Origin of the sequence: Idiomarina piscisalsi, assembly GCF_003987095.1 — a bacterium.
Taxonomy (GTDB): Bacteria; Pseudomonadota; Gammaproteobacteria; order Enterobacterales; family Alteromonadaceae; genus Idiomarina; species Idiomarina piscisalsi.
In genome coordinates this window covers 930,695-946,167 of record NZ_PIQA01000001.1, presented here as the reverse complement: position 1 = coordinate 946,167, position 15,473 = coordinate 930,695, and the positions used below count along the sequence as shown (strand labels likewise).

Here is a 15,473-nt window from a genome sequence, read left to right as displayed (position 1 = left end):
CATGCCTCAAGAGTTAGGGGCGTAGTTCCAACTGGCAGAACAGCGGTCTCCAAAACCGACGGTTGGGGGTTCGAATCCCTCCGCCCCTGCCAACTCTTCACTAGTCTTATTTATTCTGCTCAATTACACTACATTCATATCTTTTAGTACTTACTTTGGTAATTCATCTATACGGTAACTTTTATGAATGCTCAGTGGACTTCTCAGCAAATGCAGGCATTAGCCGCTATGAATATCCCACTTTGGGAAAAAGCGCCTGAGCCAAAAGGTCAATATTTTTATAAGTTGGGCTCTTATCATTTAGTTGGCGAGACACAATTACCGGTTGAGCTACCGCAGTGGTTTAAAGACTTTTGCTTATGCGTCGGTGAGCGACCGGTAGCGGTTAAAATAACGGAACTATCAGATAACTGCCTCAATTACGACACTTGGTTTGATAATCTACCAACGCCTGAATTTAAAAAAGAGCTTTGGCAACGTTTAAGCCATGCCTGACATAAAAATTCAACGTTTTACTCCTGACAGTCGCTCTTATCAAATCGAGCGGCTAGCTCACGCGCACCCATGGAGCTTATCGGTTTTTTGCCAAAGTCATGGGCCAGCTTACTATAATAGACAGTTAGTCGTTAACGAAGAGACCGTCGGTTATATTATATGCCAGCAGGTACTGGACGAACTCACCATTTTTAATATCGCTATTGATCCAAAGCACCAGGGGCAGGGTTTTTCGCATTACTTAATGCAGGACACCTTAAACTATGCGGCAAACAACGGTATGTTGGTCTTCCTTGAAGTACGAGAATCTAATACTCCGGCCATTAGCTTATATCAAGCGTATGGGTTTAGAGAGTTGGCCAAAAGACCTGACTATTATAAAACCCTTAACGGTTACGAAGACGCTTTAGTCATGAAGTGGCAAAGCGAACAGAATTAGGAGAAGTTTATGCCGTCGGAAAATCATGCACAGGCTTTACAGGTATTATCGTATGTCGATTTAACGTCTTTGAACAATGACGATGATAAGACCGCTATTGAGTCACTTTGCAGTAAGGTTTCTCTTGGTCACCAGTCGGTAGCCGCTATTTGTGTTTTTCCGGAATGGGTGGCGACAGCGAAAACTTACTTCGAAGAGCAGAGCCTCAACATTCCTATCGCAACCGTCACTAACTTTCCGGACGGAAGTACAAATATTGAGAGAGCTGTCTCGGAAACTGAGCGAGCTATTGCGGCAGGGGCACACGAAATTGATGTTGTCTTGCCATATAGAGCGCTGTTAAATGGCGATGAGAGCACGCCAGCTGAATTAGTCCGTGAGTGCAGGGACGTTTGTGGCAATGAAGTGGCACTAAAAGTCATTGTTGAATCGGGTAAGCTTAAAACGCAGGATGCCATTGTGGCGGCAAGTGAGATAGCTATTGCCAATGGCGCTGATTTTATCAAAACCTCAACAGGCAAAGTGGAAACAAACGCGACGTTATCAGCGGCTCAAACAATGCTGGGCGTTATTAAAGCGAGCGGTACGGACTGTGGTTTCAAAGCGGCTGGTGGTATACGCACTGTAAAAGAAGCTATGCAGTATATTAATCTGGCTGAAGAAATTTTCGGGAAAGACTGGGTAACGCCGGGGCATTTCCGAATTGGCGCAAGCAGCCTACTGAAGGATATCCAGGCGATTGTGGATAATCACTAGCCATGTATTTGCCGCAAGATAGTATTCGAAAAAAGCGTGATGCTCTTCAATTGACTGAGTGGGAGATTCACCAGTTCGTTAACGGCATTTGCGACGATAGCGTCAGTGAAGGGCAAATCGCAGCTCTGGCAATGGCTATTTATTTTAATGGCATGAATACTGATGAAACAATAAGCCTGACTCAGGCTATGCGAGACTCCGGAGATGTTCTGAGTTGGCCGAAGTCAGAGTTTGATGGTCCTATTTTGGATAAGCACTCGACTGGCGGGATTGGTGATGTTGTCAGCTTAATGTTGGGACCTATTATTGCTGCTTGCGGCGGTTATGTGCCGATGATTTCGGGACGTGGTCTAGGACACACCGGCGGCACGTTAGACAAACTCGATTCGATACCGGGCTATCAATCGACACCGGATAATGACACGTTTAAAAGCGTCGTGAAGAAAGCCGGCGTCGCCATTATCGGACAAACCGGTAACTTGGCGCCAGCCGACAGGCGATTTTATGCTACCCGGGATATAACGGCCACCGTTGAGTCGATTCCGCTAATTACGGCTTCCATTTTGTCAAAGAAGCTATCTGAAGGTCTTGACGGGTTGGTCATGGACGTAAAGTCGGGCAACGGTGCTTTCATGCCAAGTCATGCGCAATCGCTGGAGCTGGCCAGAAAAATTGTCAGCGTCGGCGGACAACTTGGTGTATCGACATCTGCTTTGGTGACCGATATGAATGAACCGTTAGCATCGACGGCAGGCAATGCGCTGGAAGTGAAACTGGCGGTTGATTATCTAACGGGGCGGCACCGAGATGCGCGGCTTCATGAGGTCACTCAGGCGTTGGCTGTTGAGTCACTTTTGTCCGGAGGGATAGCAAAAAGCCAGGACGACGCAAAACAGCGGGTCATTAAAGCGTTGGATACAGGCTCTGCAGCTGAGCGATTCGCTGAAATGGTGCGGTTACTCAACGGTCCCGCAGACTTTATCGAGCGACCCGAACATTACTTATCTGAGGCAAAAATTATAGAGCCTGTTTATGCCCCCGATAAACATTTGGACATGTACCTAAGTGAGTATGATACGAGGTCGATAGGCATGGCGGTAGTGCAGTTAGGAGGTGGTCGTCGTAAAGCGGATGATACATTAGATTTAAGTGTTGGTATTAAGCATATGACTCCGCTGGGAACTCAACTAAGTAAAGGGCGGCCGGTAGCCTGGATTTGCGGTAATGACAGACGCAAAGTCGACATAGCTAGAGAGATGTTTTTATCCGCTATGACATTTACTGAGACTGCACTGCCGCCGAACCCAGTAATTTACGAACGGCTGACAAGGTAACCTTTATGGCCAGAGCAATCGTGATTGTTTTAGATTCTTTAGGTATCGGAGCGGCTCCGGACGCTGGTAAATTTGGTGACTCAGGAGCCGATACGTTTGGTCATATCGCCGAAAAACGTAAGCAATCAGGCGCCGCATTCAGTATACCGAACTTGCTTAAGTTAGGGCTTGGTGAGGCTCACCGAGGCGCTGTTGGCCATTACGCAGATGGTATTCATGAATGTGAAACCGAAGGCGCATTTGCGTGGGCGGCAGAGGTGTCATCCGGTAAAGACACGCCGTCAGGTCATTGGGAGTTGATGGGGGTACCGGTCCACTTTGACTGGGGATACTTTACGGATAAAGAGAACAGCTTTCCAAAAGACTTACTGCAAAAGATTCAAGCGCAATCGGGTATACCGGGTATTTTGGGCAATTGTCATGCTTCTGGCACTGAAATTATTCAGCGGCTGGGTCAAAAGCATATTGAGACTGGCGCTCCCATATTTTACACCTCCGCAGACTCAGTGTTTCAAATAGCCGCACACGAAGAGTATTTTGGTCTTGAGCGCCTCTATAAACTGTGTGAGCAAGTGCGAGGGTTGCTGGACGACTATAATATTGGCCGTGTTATAGCGCGTCCGTTTGTCGGGGAAACGCCCGATGATTATGTCAGAACGGCTAATCGCAAAGATTACTCGGTACTGCCTCCTAAGCCGACGGTATTGAACAAATTAGAAAGTGCCGGGGGACAGGTCATTGGCATTGGTAAAATTTCAGATATCTTTGCGCATAGCGGCATCAGCCAGTCGTTTAAAGGAAAAGACCTATCTGAGCTAATGGACGAAACGTTAAAAGCAATGGGTACCGCGGGTGACAACACCCTTATTTTCACCAATTTAGTCGATTTTGACACACTGTATGGGCACAGGCGAAACGCAGAAGGGTATGCGCAAGAACTTGAACATTTTGACCAATGGTTACCGAAAGTCATCAGCGCAATGAGAGAAGATGATTTGCTCGTGCTAACGGCGGATCATGGCTGTGACCCGACATGGCCGGGTAGTGATCATACTCGTGAGTATGTTCCGTTGCTGTTGTCGGGGAGAAAAGTAGCAGCTAAAAGTCATAGCGAGCGACAGAGCTTTGCCGACTTAGGTCAAACACTCTGCCGCTGGTTTCGGTTATCGCCTATGGACGAGGGCACAGCTATCGACATTTAGTCAATGCGATAGCGTTTTACGTTATCTTCAAGTTGATGAGCAGTGTCTGTTAACTCGCGCATGTGTTCACCCGCTTGCTGAGTGCCGCTGGCAGTCTGCTTAGCGATATCGACAATTTTTGTCATGTTTTCGTTTATGGTTTCTGAAACCGACGTCTGCTCTTCTGCTGCCGTGGCAATTTGAGCATTTTGGCTATTAATTGTGTTAACAGCTTCAAGTACCTGAGCCAGCGCTGTTTCGACTTCTGCGGCCTCAGCAACACTGGTTTCACTGCCTTGCTTTATGGCGGACATCACTTCTGAGACCTGTTTGCTGCCGCTTTGCAGCTGCTCAATCATACTCTCAATTTCATGAGTGCTGTCTTGCGTGCGCTTAGCCAGCGTGCGAACTTCGTCAGCAACAACCGCGAATCCACGGCCGGCTTCACCGGCACGGGCCGACTCAATAGCCGCGTTTAAAGCCAGTAAATTGGTTTGCTCAGCAATGGCACGAATAACATCCAATACCGAGCCAATCTCAGCAGAGTGCGCGTTCAATTTTTCTACTTCAGACGAGCCATCTTCTACTTTCTCAGCAAGGCCATGGATGACATTAACGGCCTTCGTTAACAGATGGTTAGCGGAGTGCACAAGCTCTTCTGCTTGCTCTGCAGCGCTTGATGCTTCACTTGCGCTGCGGGCAACTTCCTGTGACGCTGTCGCCAGTTCATTAATAGCGGTCGCAATCTGTTCGCTTTCTTCCTGCTGCTCGTTAACCCCATTACGCGCTTCGGTAAGTACACCGTCTAAACGCTGAGTCGAGTGAGTAACCGACGTTGCCGACGTCCGTATATTGGCGACCATATCAGAGACTTGGTCGGCAAAGTTATTAAATGCCTGGCCAAGCTCTGACATTTCGTCATTGCTGTCGGTATCTAAACGTTGGGTCAGGTCACCGTCGCCCTTAGCTATTTGATCCATTGCATTTAATGCCCGCTTCAGCGGCCCTGTAATTCCTTTCACGACAAACAGGGCAAGGGCAGCGATGATAAGCAGCACAATAATGGATGCGATGATGGTACTCGCAGTGGACTCTGCTAAGGCATCGTCAACATTACCTTCAATAACTTGTGTTTGCTCTTGTAGACCTGCTGTCCAAAAGCCGGTACCAACAACCCAGCCCCACTCTGACAGCATATCCGCGTAACCTAATTTGGGATTGACCTGACCACTGGTGTTCTCCCAGTCGTATTCGACGAAACCACCGCCACTCTCTGCCGCTTCGATCAGCTCTTGGATGAGAAGAACGCCGTTTGGATCTTTAAAGTTGTATAAGTTCTTGCCTTCCAGTGACTGATTCACACCGTGCGCGATGCTGTTTCCTTTATCGTCATAAACAAAGACGTAACCGACGTCGCCGGAATCATCAAAGCGAAGCTGGCGCAAAATTTGTTTCGCACGCTCTTGGCGCTCTGGTAAAGAGCCTAATGAGTCGTCTTCAACCAAATGTTCAATTGAGCTCATAGCCAATTGCAGATAGTTACGGACTTCCTCTCGGGCATCTTTTTGCATTTGTGACTTAAAGTCTGACACTGCGTTCTGCGCAACTTGTGTCGACTGCGACAAGTTGTACCAAGTAAGGAAAACTGCAATCAGCAGTGGTGGAATGAGTGCCAGAGAGAACACTTTCGCTTTAATGGTCAATCTCATAGTTTCGTAGCCTTGGTTATGACGTTAACTTGTCTATTTTAGTACAAGCTAAACAACTTATCTGTTAGACATTTGTGGAATCTTATTAAGTCAGTGTTAGTCATCCTTAATTTGTGTATCGGCAGCAGATAAGCGAAAATAAGGCCAATTAATTAATAACCGAAATTGAGTGCTGTTAATGTCTGACGCAAAGTTACATGAAGAAGTTGAAAAAAGACGTACATTCGCGATTATCTCGCACCCCGATGCTGGTAAAACGACCATTACTGAAAAAGTGCTTTTACACGGTCACCAAATTCAGCAAGCCGGTACCGTTAAGGGGAAAAAATCAGGTCAACACGCCAAGTCAGACTGGATGGAGATGGAGCAGGAACGGGGTATATCTGTTACGACCTCCGTCATGCAATTCCCCTATAATGAAGCGTTGGTTAACTTATTAGATACACCAGGACACGCGGACTTCTCTGAGGACACTTACCGAACGTTAACAGCGGTGGACTCTTGTTTAATGGTTATTGATGGCGCAAAAGGTGTTGAAGACAGAACCATTAAGCTGATGGAAGTCACTCGCTTAAGAGATACACCAATTTTGACTTTCATGAACAAGCTCGACCGTGATATTCGCGATCCTTTAGAGCTGTTGGATGAAGTCGAGGATGTTCTCAAGATTATGTGTGCGCCTATCACCTGGCCAATTGGCTCGGGCAAAAACTTTAAGGGCGTTTACCACTTACTGCGTGACGAAGTCATTCTCTACAAAACCGGCCAAGGACACCGAATTCAGGAGGAAGACATTATAAAAGGTCTCGACAACCCTGAGCTCGATGAACGTCTAGGCGTGTGGGCTGAAGAATTGCGGGAACAAATTGAGCTGGTTGAGGGAGCATCAAATCCTTTTGACTTAGAAATGTTTTTAGCAGGCGAATTAACACCGGTGTTTTTCGGTACCGCACTTGGAAACTTCGGCGTTGATCATATGCTGGACGGGCTTGTCGATTGGGCGCCTAAACCGCAATCTCGTGAGACAGATGAGGGCAGCTTTGTCGAGGCTGATAATAAAAACTTTTCTGGGTTTATTTTTAAGATCCAGGCGAATATGGATCCGAAACACCGCGACCGAGTGGCGTTTTTGCGAATTGTGTCGGGTAAATATGAAAAAGGCATGAAAATGCGGCAAGTACGCACCGGCAAAGATGTCCGAATTAGCGATGCTCTGACGTTCCTGGCGGGCGACCGATCGCATGTTGAAGAAGCTTACCCGGGCGATATTATAGGTCTGCATAACCACGGGACGATTCAAATAGGCGACACTTTCACCGCCGGAGAAGAGTTCAAGTTTAGCGGCATTCCAAACTTTGCACCGGAGCTGTTCCGCCGTATTCGCTTGAAAGATCCGCTTAAACAAAAACAGCTGTTAAAAGGCCTTGTTCAGCTCTCAGAAGAAGGCGCCGTGCAGGTATTCCGACCGCTTATTAGCAATGACCTTATTGTTGGGGCGGTTGGTGTGTTGCAGTTTGATGTTGTGGTTCATCGCTTGAAAACCGAATACAAAGTGGAAGCCATCTACGAGAACATTAATGTCGCTACAGCACGTTGGGTTATGTCGAAAGACGAGAAAAAACTGGATGAATTCCGTCGAAAAGCAGAATCGAATTTAGCGTTAGATGGCGGTGACAACCTGACCTACATAGCGCCGACCATGGTGAATTTAAGTTTGGCTGAAGAGCGCTACCCCGATATTACCTTTACCCATACGCGCGAGCATTAGCTTATTATGCGGCTCTTTGATACGCACTGCCACCTCGACTTTGATGCCTTTGATAAGGACAGAGAGGCGGTGCTGGAAAGAGCGAATGAAGCCGGCGTAGAACGGTTTATGGTGCCAGGGGTGACACGAAACCAGTGGGAGAAGCTGACATCTTTAGCAAGTAAGAACACTAGTTGGTCTTATGCACTGGGTTTGCATCCCTGGTTTATTGAAGAGCACGACATCAGCGATATCGAAGCGCTTGAGCAGACGTTGGAGCAGCAAAAAGGGCAGGTAAAAGCGGTAGGAGAAATTGGTCTTGATAAAACCTGTCAGCACTATGACAAGCAACATACGCTTTTCATTCGCCAGCTCGAGCTGGCAAAGCAGTTGAAACTACCGGTTATTATTCATCACCGTAAAACGCTCGACCGTACTCATGCCGATATTAAGAAGTACGGGCCTGAACGAGGTGTTATTCATGCGTTCAGCGGCAGCCATCAACAGGCGATGAAGTTTGTTGAGCAAGGCTATAAGCTCGGCGTTGGGGGAGTGATCACTTACGACCGTGCACAAAAAACAAGGCAGGCTATTCAAGATGTACCGATAGAAAGCCTGGTACTCGAAACCGATTCACCGGATATGCCACTGTCTGGGTATCAAGGACAGAGAAATGAGCCTTATCGAGTGGCCCTTGTGTTAGATGCTTTAGCTGAATTAAAAAGCACTGATAAGGAGGCGCTGGCGTCACAGTTATGGAAAAACAGTGTCGAGCTGTTTAGTTAACAACCAGGGTAGCGCCTATTTCTGCCAGTAGCGGTCTCGTATTCGGTTAAAGCCCAGCATAATAAACACGCCCGCTAGCATAGCGAGCAACAGCAGTACTTTGCCCTGCTGCATTAATCCATCGTGCGCCTGTCTGCTTTGGGCTAACAAAGTGCTTTTATCAAAAACGACCTGGATATAGCCGCTGATGTTTTGCTCTTCGTTGATTTCTTCAATCAGTATCCAGGGATCCGCCTTTAAACTGGCTGCTGGCCAGTCGATGATAGACGTCGCCGCCCCTGAGGTGACGATATCCTCACCAAAGCGGTCGCGAATAACCGCAGACAACACATGAGGTTGGTCGGTGATATACTCCACAAGCTGTTGTAGCTTGTCGGTTTCCTGTTGTTCAACCCAGTAATGCGCTTCATGCTCAACCTGCTTCATCAACAGCTCGGTTATTGACTGGGTTTGGTTAAAAAGTTGCTGCTGTGACTGAACACTGGCAATATTCCAGACGTTCATAATAATAAATAACAAACCTGCCGCAGCACCAAGTCGCAAAGCACGTTTGGTCGCAATGTGCATAAAAGCGCGAGTCTTATCTTTCAGCAACCAACTTTTTAGTGGCTGCCAGAGATTAGTTTGTTGAGTACGCATAAAACAGGTTCAGGAGTTTTTGGTTCATGAAGTATCCGTCTGGTTTAATCGTTTTCGATATGGATTCTACCTTAATTGGTATTGAGTGTATCGATGAAATTGCTCGACTCAATGACTGTTATACTAAAGTTGCGGAAATAACAAAAGCCGCCATGGAGGGAAAAATCGACTTTAGTGAGTCGCTGCGTCAGCGTGTCGCTTGCCTCCAGGGCGTTAGTGAGTCTTCACTGCAACGCTTATTTGAGCCCATTCCTTTGCATCCTGGCGCGCAAGAACTGTTTGCCGAATTAAAAGAAAAAGGTTGGCGGCGAGCTATAGTATCAGGCGGATTCACCTGGTTTGCCGACAGACTGGCTGCTGAGCTTCAGGCCGACGCGGTGGTGGCTAATCAGTTAGAAGTGAAGAACGGACTGTTAACAGGTCGTGTTGTGGGTGATGTCGTCGATGCAAAAATGAAAGCCCAGTCGCTTCAGGGGTTAGCCAATCAATGGGGCATTCCTATGTCGAAGACGGTCGCTGTTGGTGACGGAGCTAACGATGCAATGATGCTGGAAAACGCTGCGGTTGGTATTGCGTATTGTGCCAAACCGTCACTCAAGCGCATTGCGGATTACTGCATCGAAGAACCTGACCTGCGTCAGGTTCTTACCTGTTTAAGTTACTCAAAGCTTCTCTAACCATGTGGTTAGTCGTTGCTCTTGCTCGTTAACTGAAGCGGTATCGGGTAGCACGAAATTGAGTAAGCTTGAGGTGATATCGATAGTCTCAGCAACACCGAAAATTTTCCACAGCTCTTCTTCCAGGTCTTCAGTCTTATAAGCGGCGTAGTGGCTCATGTAAGCCAATTCGGCTTGAATAAACTGAATGTCCGGTTTGCCGGCTCTTGATAAATTGATAGTAATGGCACGGAATACCGAATTCGGCAGGCACTGGTCAATAAATCCGTGGATGTCGTCGGAGGCATCTGTTGCGCACCACTGCGTCTGAACAATGTATTCACCATTTTGACGATAGAGCCGAATCAGGAGCAGGAGAGATTCAGGGAAGGCGTCTCTCTCCATAGACTTTAGTTTGGGCTCGATAGTATCAGCCACAGCGTTTCCACGTAGCAGGGGTTGTAAGTTAATAATGGCGTCTCGACTACCCGGTAACTTCTGCAGCATGCGTAACCAACCTGACGTCCATTGAGGCATACCAGCCCGACGCGCAGACAGCTGTTTCTGTTTTGAACGGTTAAAGAACACAGGTACCGCTGCTGGTGCTTCACAATATAAGTTTCTTAAGCACAGCGGGAGTCCATTAACCGATGTATTCTCGACTTGAAGCTTCAGTACGTCTCGCTGTTCGCGGATAAGAAAACGAATAAAATCAGAGCCTCGGTGTGGCTCTGCCGTTGTATCAGCTTTCAGTCGAAGGGTTGTCCCGGCACGGTCTGTTGAAGCAACAATGTACGGCAGTTCATTGAGTTTGGCTTTTTTATAGGTTTTCAAGAAGCCCGTCATGGAGATATAAATCGTATCGCCCGCATTGATGCTTGCCGGGTTATCCATTTGCACCTGTAAACCACTAATGGAAAGGTCGATAATCATTGCGTCTCTGACAAACTTGCCAGCTTTGACACGGCAGCGGCTGCGATAGTTGAAGCGCCTTTCTTTGCGCAGGTTAACGAACTCCAGACGAGCTTCTTTGGTTCGTAACGGTACAGCGGGTGGATGTGCGAATGCCTTTATTGACGGCAGCTGCGCTTTACTGAACTCGACCGTTGTTAAACCGGTAACACTGGATGTGACGTCTGAAACCGCGGCCAAATACTTCAGTGGTTTCACCGCTTGTTTCACTTCTGCTGAAGGCGGATTTATGCGAAACGGCACTTTTATATGCTCAGGAACAGCTTGTGGCTGCCATGCCAGCTCACTGTCAGTGCGGCGAATATCAATCTGGAGCACTCGCCAGGAAGCTTTTTGACGACCAAAGGCAATGTAAGTATCCCAAAGCCCGGAGCGCTTTAATTCATCGGTCGTCGCCGAGTAGTGATAGATTTTGCCGCGTGCTGTTATTGAAAAGCTCAGGACAATGAGTTGTGCAGACCCCTGAGCCTCTATTTGCTCGAGAATTTGCTGGCTTCGCCGAACATTAAATATTGAGCCGAAACTAATTTGGTTCAGCTCATTTAACCAGGTGTCTAAAATAAAACGGTTGTTGTCTGTGGTTAATACATAATCCGCAATTAGCCTTTTATTCGCTTCTGAAAAGTAAACCGGTAACTGACGCGTTCTTGGCAAGAAGAACTGTTCGTGCCCTTTACTAATGACACTATCGTAAGTGTTATCAATGTTAACTCGGTAGCGTTTTTTATAGCCGTTGATGAAACGTTGGAAAAAACGGTCTAGCTCGTCAGAACGAAACTCTGAAGCACGGCTCAAGTTAAGGTACTGCTTTCCACCAATCTGTTGTACGCCAACGACTATATATGGAATACGCATTGTCGGATCGACGGTAAACTCTTTGGCTAACCCGACAAAGGATAACTCAACTTTGTCTTGTTCTTTTATATCTCTTGATTCATTAAGCCGTACCCGCATACCGGTAATGGATATGTCGGCAGTAATACCTTTGAACTCCTGCTCTGCATCATCGGTTAACAGAACATCTATGGTAAAGTTCATGCGCTCTTCTGAGCGGTATGGATAACGACCGAAGTTAAAGGTCTCCACTAAATAGGAGTAAGGCTCGTTAGACTTAGTTCTAAAAGGAGACTGGCTGCTCACAGGCTCGGCATTTTGAGAGGCAAGGCTTTGTGCGTAAGCCAGCTCCTCTTCCTGAGCCCTGCGAAGTTGGTTATCGGCGTCAAGAATTTGCTCGAACGTGTCTTGAGTAAAGACGCCCTTATAGGTGTCTAAACCTTTTTCAAAAATTTCTATAGCAACGCTGTCGAGCTGATGCCTGCGACCTTGATGCTCGTATGGAAAACATTCGTTGTCTACCTGATTGCGGAGGTCGACGGTTCGACGACAAGGAGCTGCCAGTCGGTTAAGCTCCATTTTTAGTTTGAAACGAGTTGGCCCGTCAAGTTCTTTAGTCAGCGACTGGAAGACAGAGTCGAAATCGGAATCGTAAACAACGGGTTTCAACTGTTCAATTAATTGGTCAAAATAAGAGTTAGGCATCAAGATCCATTTTTATTCGTTATTCTTGAATATTACCTCATATTAAAACGAGAAGCAGATTAATGGCAAAAGCAAAAACGGCATACGTGTGCAGCGACTGTGGCGCGGATTTTCCGCGCTGGCTGGGGCAGTGCACAGAATGTAAAGCATGGAATACCTTAACCGAAGTTCGGTTGGCAGCAAAGTCGGCTTCACCTGCAGTTGCCCGTCAGGGGTTTGCCGGAATGACCGAGAGCAAAGTGCAAACGCTCAGCGAGGTTGACCTTCAGGAAGTTCCGCGCTTTAGCTCAGGCTTTAAAGAGTTCGACCGGGTGTTGGGAGGTGGTGTCGTGCCAGGCTCTGCTATTTTAATTGGAGGTTCTCCCGGCGCGGGTAAGAGTACGCTGTTGCTGCAAACGCTTTGTCAGCTGGCCGAAAAAATGCCTGCTTTGTACGTGACGGGAGAAGAGTCACTACAGCAGGTCGCTATGAGAGCACAGCGCCTGAACTTGCCGGCTGATAAATTACGGATGCTCTCGGAAACGTCGGTTGAAACCATCTGTCAGCTGGCGGACAAAGAAAAGCCTGCCATTATGGTTATCGACTCAATACAGGTTATGCACTTGGCGGACATTCAGTCGGCGCCAGGCAGTGTATCTCAAGTGCGGGAAGCGGCAGCTTACTTAACGCGTTACGCAAAGCAAAAAAATGTCGCCATTATTATGGTAGGTCACGTGACCAAAGAGGGCTCTCTGGCAGGCCCTAAAGTACTAGAGCACTGTATTGACTGTTCCGTTATTTTAGATGGCTCTTCAGATTCTCGCTATCGGACCTTGCGCGGCACCAAAAACCGTTTTGGCGCAGTGAATGAGCTTGGGGTTTTTGCCATGACAGGCGGTGGTTTAAAAGAGGTATCGAATCCATCGGCGATATTCCTGCAACGCGCTGAAGAACAAGGCAACGGCTCTGTCGTCATGGTGGTTTGGGAGGGTACCCGACCTTTACTGGTGGAAATACAGGCGCTGGTCGATTACTCCGCACTGGCGAATCCACGTCGGGTTGCCGTAGGCCTGGAAGCAACTCGCCTGGCGTTGTTGCTTGCTGTTTTGCATCGCCATGGCGGCTTACAAGTGTCCGATCAAGATGTTTTCGTTAATGTGGTTGGTGGGGTGAAAGTGGCAGAAACATCAGCCGATTTGGCGTTGCTGCTGGCCATTGTGTCGAGCTTTAAAGGAGATCCTTTGCCGAGAGAATTAGTTGCTTTCGGCGAGGTTGGTTTGGCCGGCGAAATTCGTCCTGTGCCAAATGGGCTGGAGCGATTAAATGAAGCGGCGAAGCATGGCTTCAAAAAAGCTGTGGTGCCTATTGCCAATAAACCTAAAACAGCACCGGAAGGAATGGAAATTATTGGTGTTAAAAATCTGCAGCAGGCACTCGATGTCATTTAAACTGACAGCCATAGCTGTACTTTTTGGGGCACTAACAGTTTTGGCACTAACAGCGCCTGTTCAAGCGAATGAAAGAGCGCGCTGGGTGTCGTTAAATCAATGTATTGATATTGCTCTGGCACGATGGAGTGAACGACAGGAGCTTGTCGGTATCACTCGCCTGCATGACGAAAACGAGCTGACGGGTGTTGCAAGACATAATGGGACGCTGGAGAGCATACTGGCGCTAAAACCGACAAAAGTTTTTGCAACAGAGTTTAACCAGCCCAGACTGATTAAAGCGCTAAAAAATTACGTGGATGTTGTGGTGCTGCCGCAACCGAGAAACTGGGAGGCTTACGAACAATGGCTGAGTATTATGGCTGACCAAACGGGTTATTCTGGAAAAGTAGAGCAACATAAAGTTGAGTTGCAACACTCTCTTACTGCGCAAGCCGGGAGTCAGTCTGCAATAGTGATTATGCCTAATCAATACAGCTGGGGGCAGGGGAGCTGGACCGACACACTATTCAAAAAAATGGGCTGGAAGAATTTGGCGGCAGCGGCTGGTTATGACTTAGTATCGGTCGATCTCGAGCAGTTAATAACCTGGCGACCTGACACCGTCATTATGGAAGGATTCACTGAAGATGCGGCGACGGCAGACTTTGCGCTGGCTAATATTTGGCGACATCATCCTGTGGTGCGAGAATGGATATCGGAACAAAGCAAAGTTCAGTTTATTCCTCACAAGACATCGTCTTGCCCCGTAGTAAATGCGAATGCTTATGTTGAAGCGCTTGGTTACAGGAGAGAGCATTGAGTAGTATCGTCAAATGGGTGTTAGCGCTTACTCTCGTGATTATAGCTCTCTCCGCGTGGCATTTGTCGCAAGGCAGTAGTGGCTTAACGCTATGGGATTGGTGGCGGACCGATGCATTATCGGCTTATCAGCAGGCCATATTGGCTGATATCCGGTTACCAAGACTGGTTCTTGCAGTGGTCAATGGTGCGGTGCTTGGTCTGGCTGGCGCTGCCATGCAGCTTTTGCTCAGAAACCCGCTCGCAGAGCCCGGACTTACAGGAGTCTCATCCGGGGCAGCGTTAACGACGGTCGCTGTGCTTTATTTTGGTTTGTTGCCAACGTTCTCCTGGCTTTTACCCTTTATCGCATTGGCCGGCGGCTTAGCCGCTATCGTTGTCGTGGTGGTAATGGCGGGAAATTATGCCGATGTGAACCGGGTCATTTTAGCCGGTGTGGCTATTTCCTCTTTGGCAGGCGCTATTATGGCATTGCTGCTGTATCTGGCGCCCAACCCATTCGCTTTTCAGGAATGGAGCCAGTGGACCCTTGGAAGCCTTGCAAACCGGGGCTGGTCACATGTGAATTTAATGCTGCCCTTTGCTTTAATCGGCGCAGTATTGGTGTTAACTCAGTCTCGCTTTTTAACGGCATTAACCTTTTCCGAAGAAACCGTCGTTAGCATGGGCTATAGCTATCCGGCAAGGCGTAACTTAGTACTTATAGCCGTTGCGTTACTGGCAGGTAGTAGCGTAGTCAGCGTTGGTATTATTGGTTTTGTGGGGCTGTTGGCACCACATCTGGTGAGATTAGTCGGGCTTAATCACCCCAAGCAGGTTCTGTCGATGAGCGCCTTGGCTGGAGCGGTACTGGTGCTCTCTATCGACATTTTTGTGCGCCTTATTAGTGTTGGTCGGGAACTGCCATTAGGTGTAGTTGCGGCAGTTATTGGGGCTCCTTTACTTATTGCTTTACTGGTTAGACAGAAATCTCAGCAGGCGGTGAGGTAGGC

General features: G+C 47.8%; 14 protein-coding genes and 1 tRNA gene. 12 read left to right on the top strand and 3 right to left on the bottom strand.

The features are described from left to right. The first annotated feature begins 15 nt into the window (after positions 1-15). From CWI73_RS04810 to CWI73_RS04785, 6 genes are all read left to right on the top strand, one after another. Positions 16-92, top strand: a tRNA-Trp gene (locus tag CWI73_RS04810). A 91-nt stretch (positions 93-183) separates the two neighbouring features. Continuing rightward, positions 184-495, top strand: a complete 312-nt coding sequence (locus tag CWI73_RS04805; protein WP_126751769.1) for a hypothetical protein — start codon at positions 184-186, stop codon at positions 493-495. Beyond that, the gene (rimI, locus tag CWI73_RS04800; protein ID WP_126751768.1) at positions 488-934 is read left to right on the top strand and encodes a ribosomal protein S18-alanine N-acetyltransferase; all 447 of its coding nucleotides are present in this window, start codon (positions 488-490) and stop codon (positions 932-934) included. Before CWI73_RS04805 ends, rimI begins: the two co-directional genes overlap by 8 nt. A gap of 9 nt (positions 935-943) precedes the next feature. Next, positions 944-1,690: a deoxyribose-phosphate aldolase gene (deoC, locus tag CWI73_RS04795; RefSeq protein WP_126751767.1), complete on the top strand. Its 747-nt coding sequence runs from the start codon at positions 944-946 to the stop codon at positions 1,688-1,690. 2 nt (positions 1,691-1,692) lie between these two features. Then, the gene (gene deoA, locus CWI73_RS04790; RefSeq protein WP_126751766.1) at positions 1,693-3,024 is read left to right on the top strand and encodes a thymidine phosphorylase; all 1,332 of its coding nucleotides are present in this window, start codon (positions 1,693-1,695) and stop codon (positions 3,022-3,024) included. A 5-nt stretch (positions 3,025-3,029) separates the two neighbouring features. Further along, on the top strand, positions 3,030-4,226 hold the full coding sequence (locus tag CWI73_RS04785) for a phosphopentomutase (RefSeq protein ID WP_126751765.1): 1,197 nt from the start codon (positions 3,030-3,032) through the stop codon (positions 4,224-4,226). Here CWI73_RS04785 and CWI73_RS04780 read toward each other — a convergent pair. Then, a complete protein-coding gene (locus tag CWI73_RS04780) occupies positions 4,223-5,914 on the bottom strand; it encodes a methyl-accepting chemotaxis protein (RefSeq protein ID WP_088767719.1) in 1,692 nt (563 codons plus the stop codon). The genes CWI73_RS04785 and CWI73_RS04780 overlap by 4 nt on opposite strands. A gap of 178 nt (positions 5,915-6,092) precedes the next feature. Here CWI73_RS04780 and prfC point away from each other — a divergent pair, with 178 nt between their 5' ends. Beyond that, complete coding sequence (prfC, locus tag CWI73_RS04775; RefSeq protein WP_126751764.1) at positions 6,093-7,682, top strand: peptide chain release factor 3; 1,590 nt, start codon at positions 6,093-6,095, stop codon at positions 7,680-7,682. Between the two features lie 6 nt (positions 7,683-7,688). Continuing rightward, positions 7,689-8,447, top strand: coding sequence for a TatD family hydrolase (locus CWI73_RS04770; RefSeq protein ID WP_241968822.1), 759 nt, complete (start codon positions 7,689-7,691; stop codon positions 8,445-8,447). Between the two features lie 15 nt (positions 8,448-8,462). Here CWI73_RS04770 and CWI73_RS04765 read toward each other — a convergent pair whose 3' ends face one another. Then, positions 8,463-9,086, bottom strand: a complete 624-nt coding sequence (locus tag CWI73_RS04765) for a YtjB family periplasmic protein (protein ID WP_241968821.1) — start codon at positions 9,084-9,086, stop codon at positions 8,463-8,465. 26 nt (positions 9,087-9,112) lie between these two features. On the opposite strand from CWI73_RS04765, the gene serB reads away from it, so the two are divergent. Next, entirely contained in the window at positions 9,113-9,763 is a 651-nt protein-coding gene (serB, locus tag CWI73_RS04760; RefSeq protein ID WP_126751762.1) for a phosphoserine phosphatase SerB, read from the top strand. On the opposite strand, the gene CWI73_RS04755 is transcribed toward serB, so the two are convergent. Next, positions 9,749-12,253 (bottom strand): PilZ domain-containing protein, encoded by a 2,505-nt coding sequence (locus CWI73_RS04755; protein WP_126751761.1) that lies wholly within the window; start codon positions 12,251-12,253, stop codon positions 9,749-9,751. The genes serB and CWI73_RS04755 overlap by 15 nt on opposite strands. 62 nt (positions 12,254-12,315) lie before the next feature. On the opposite strand from CWI73_RS04755, the gene radA reads away from it, so the two are divergent. The 3 genes from radA to CWI73_RS04740 are packed head-to-tail and all read left to right on the top strand — an operon-like array spanning position 12,316 to position 15,471. After that, positions 12,316-13,680 (top strand): DNA repair protein RadA, encoded by a 1,365-nt coding sequence (gene radA / locus CWI73_RS04750; RefSeq protein ID WP_126751760.1) that lies wholly within the window; start codon positions 12,316-12,318, stop codon positions 13,678-13,680. Continuing rightward, positions 13,670-14,482, top strand: a complete 813-nt coding sequence (locus CWI73_RS04745; RefSeq protein WP_157980626.1) for an ABC transporter substrate-binding protein — start codon at positions 13,670-13,672, stop codon at positions 14,480-14,482. Before radA ends, CWI73_RS04745 begins: the two co-directional genes overlap by 11 nt. Then, a complete protein-coding gene (locus CWI73_RS04740; protein WP_126751758.1) occupies positions 14,479-15,471 on the top strand; it encodes a FecCD family ABC transporter permease in 993 nt (330 codons plus the stop codon). The genes CWI73_RS04745 and CWI73_RS04740 overlap by 4 nt, the downstream gene beginning before the upstream one ends. Positions 15,472-15,473 lie beyond the last annotated feature (2 nt).

Excerpts from the sequence above, each read along its gene's own strand:
- CWI73_RS04805 (WP_126751769.1), top strand. The coding sequence starts at position 184 with ATGAATGCTCAGTGGACTTCTCAGCAAATGCAGGCATTAGCCGCTATG.
- rimI (WP_126751768.1), top strand. The coding sequence starts at position 488 with ATGCCTGACATAAAAATTCAACGTTTTACTCCTGACAGTCGCTCTTAT.
- deoC (WP_126751767.1), top strand. The coding sequence starts at position 944 with ATGCCGTCGGAAAATCATGCACAGGCTTTACAGGTATTATCGTATGTC.
- deoA (WP_126751766.1), top strand. The coding sequence starts at position 1,693 with ATGTATTTGCCGCAAGATAGTATTCGAAAAAAGCGTGATGCTCTTCAA.
- CWI73_RS04785 (WP_126751765.1), top strand. The coding sequence starts at position 3,030 with ATGGCCAGAGCAATCGTGATTGTTTTAGATTCTTTAGGTATCGGAGCG.
- CWI73_RS04780 (WP_088767719.1), bottom strand. The coding sequence starts at position 5,914 with ATGAGATTGACCATTAAAGCGAAAGTGTTCTCTCTGGCACTCATTCCA.
- prfC (WP_126751764.1), top strand. The coding sequence starts at position 6,093 with ATGTCTGACGCAAAGTTACATGAAGAAGTTGAAAAAAGACGTACATTC.
- CWI73_RS04770 (WP_241968822.1), top strand. The coding sequence starts at position 7,689 with ATGCGGCTCTTTGATACGCACTGCCACCTCGACTTTGATGCCTTTGAT.
- CWI73_RS04765 (WP_241968821.1), bottom strand. The coding sequence starts at position 9,086 with ATGCGTACTCAACAAACTAATCTCTGGCAGCCACTAAAAAGTTGGTTG.
- serB (WP_126751762.1), top strand. The coding sequence starts at position 9,113 with ATGAAGTATCCGTCTGGTTTAATCGTTTTCGATATGGATTCTACCTTA.
- CWI73_RS04755 (WP_126751761.1), bottom strand. The coding sequence starts at position 12,253 with ATGCCTAACTCTTATTTTGACCAATTAATTGAACAGTTGAAACCCGTT.
- radA (WP_126751760.1), top strand. The coding sequence starts at position 12,316 with ATGGCAAAAGCAAAAACGGCATACGTGTGCAGCGACTGTGGCGCGGAT.
- CWI73_RS04745 (WP_157980626.1), top strand. The coding sequence starts at position 13,670 with ATGTCATTTAAACTGACAGCCATAGCTGTACTTTTTGGGGCACTAACA.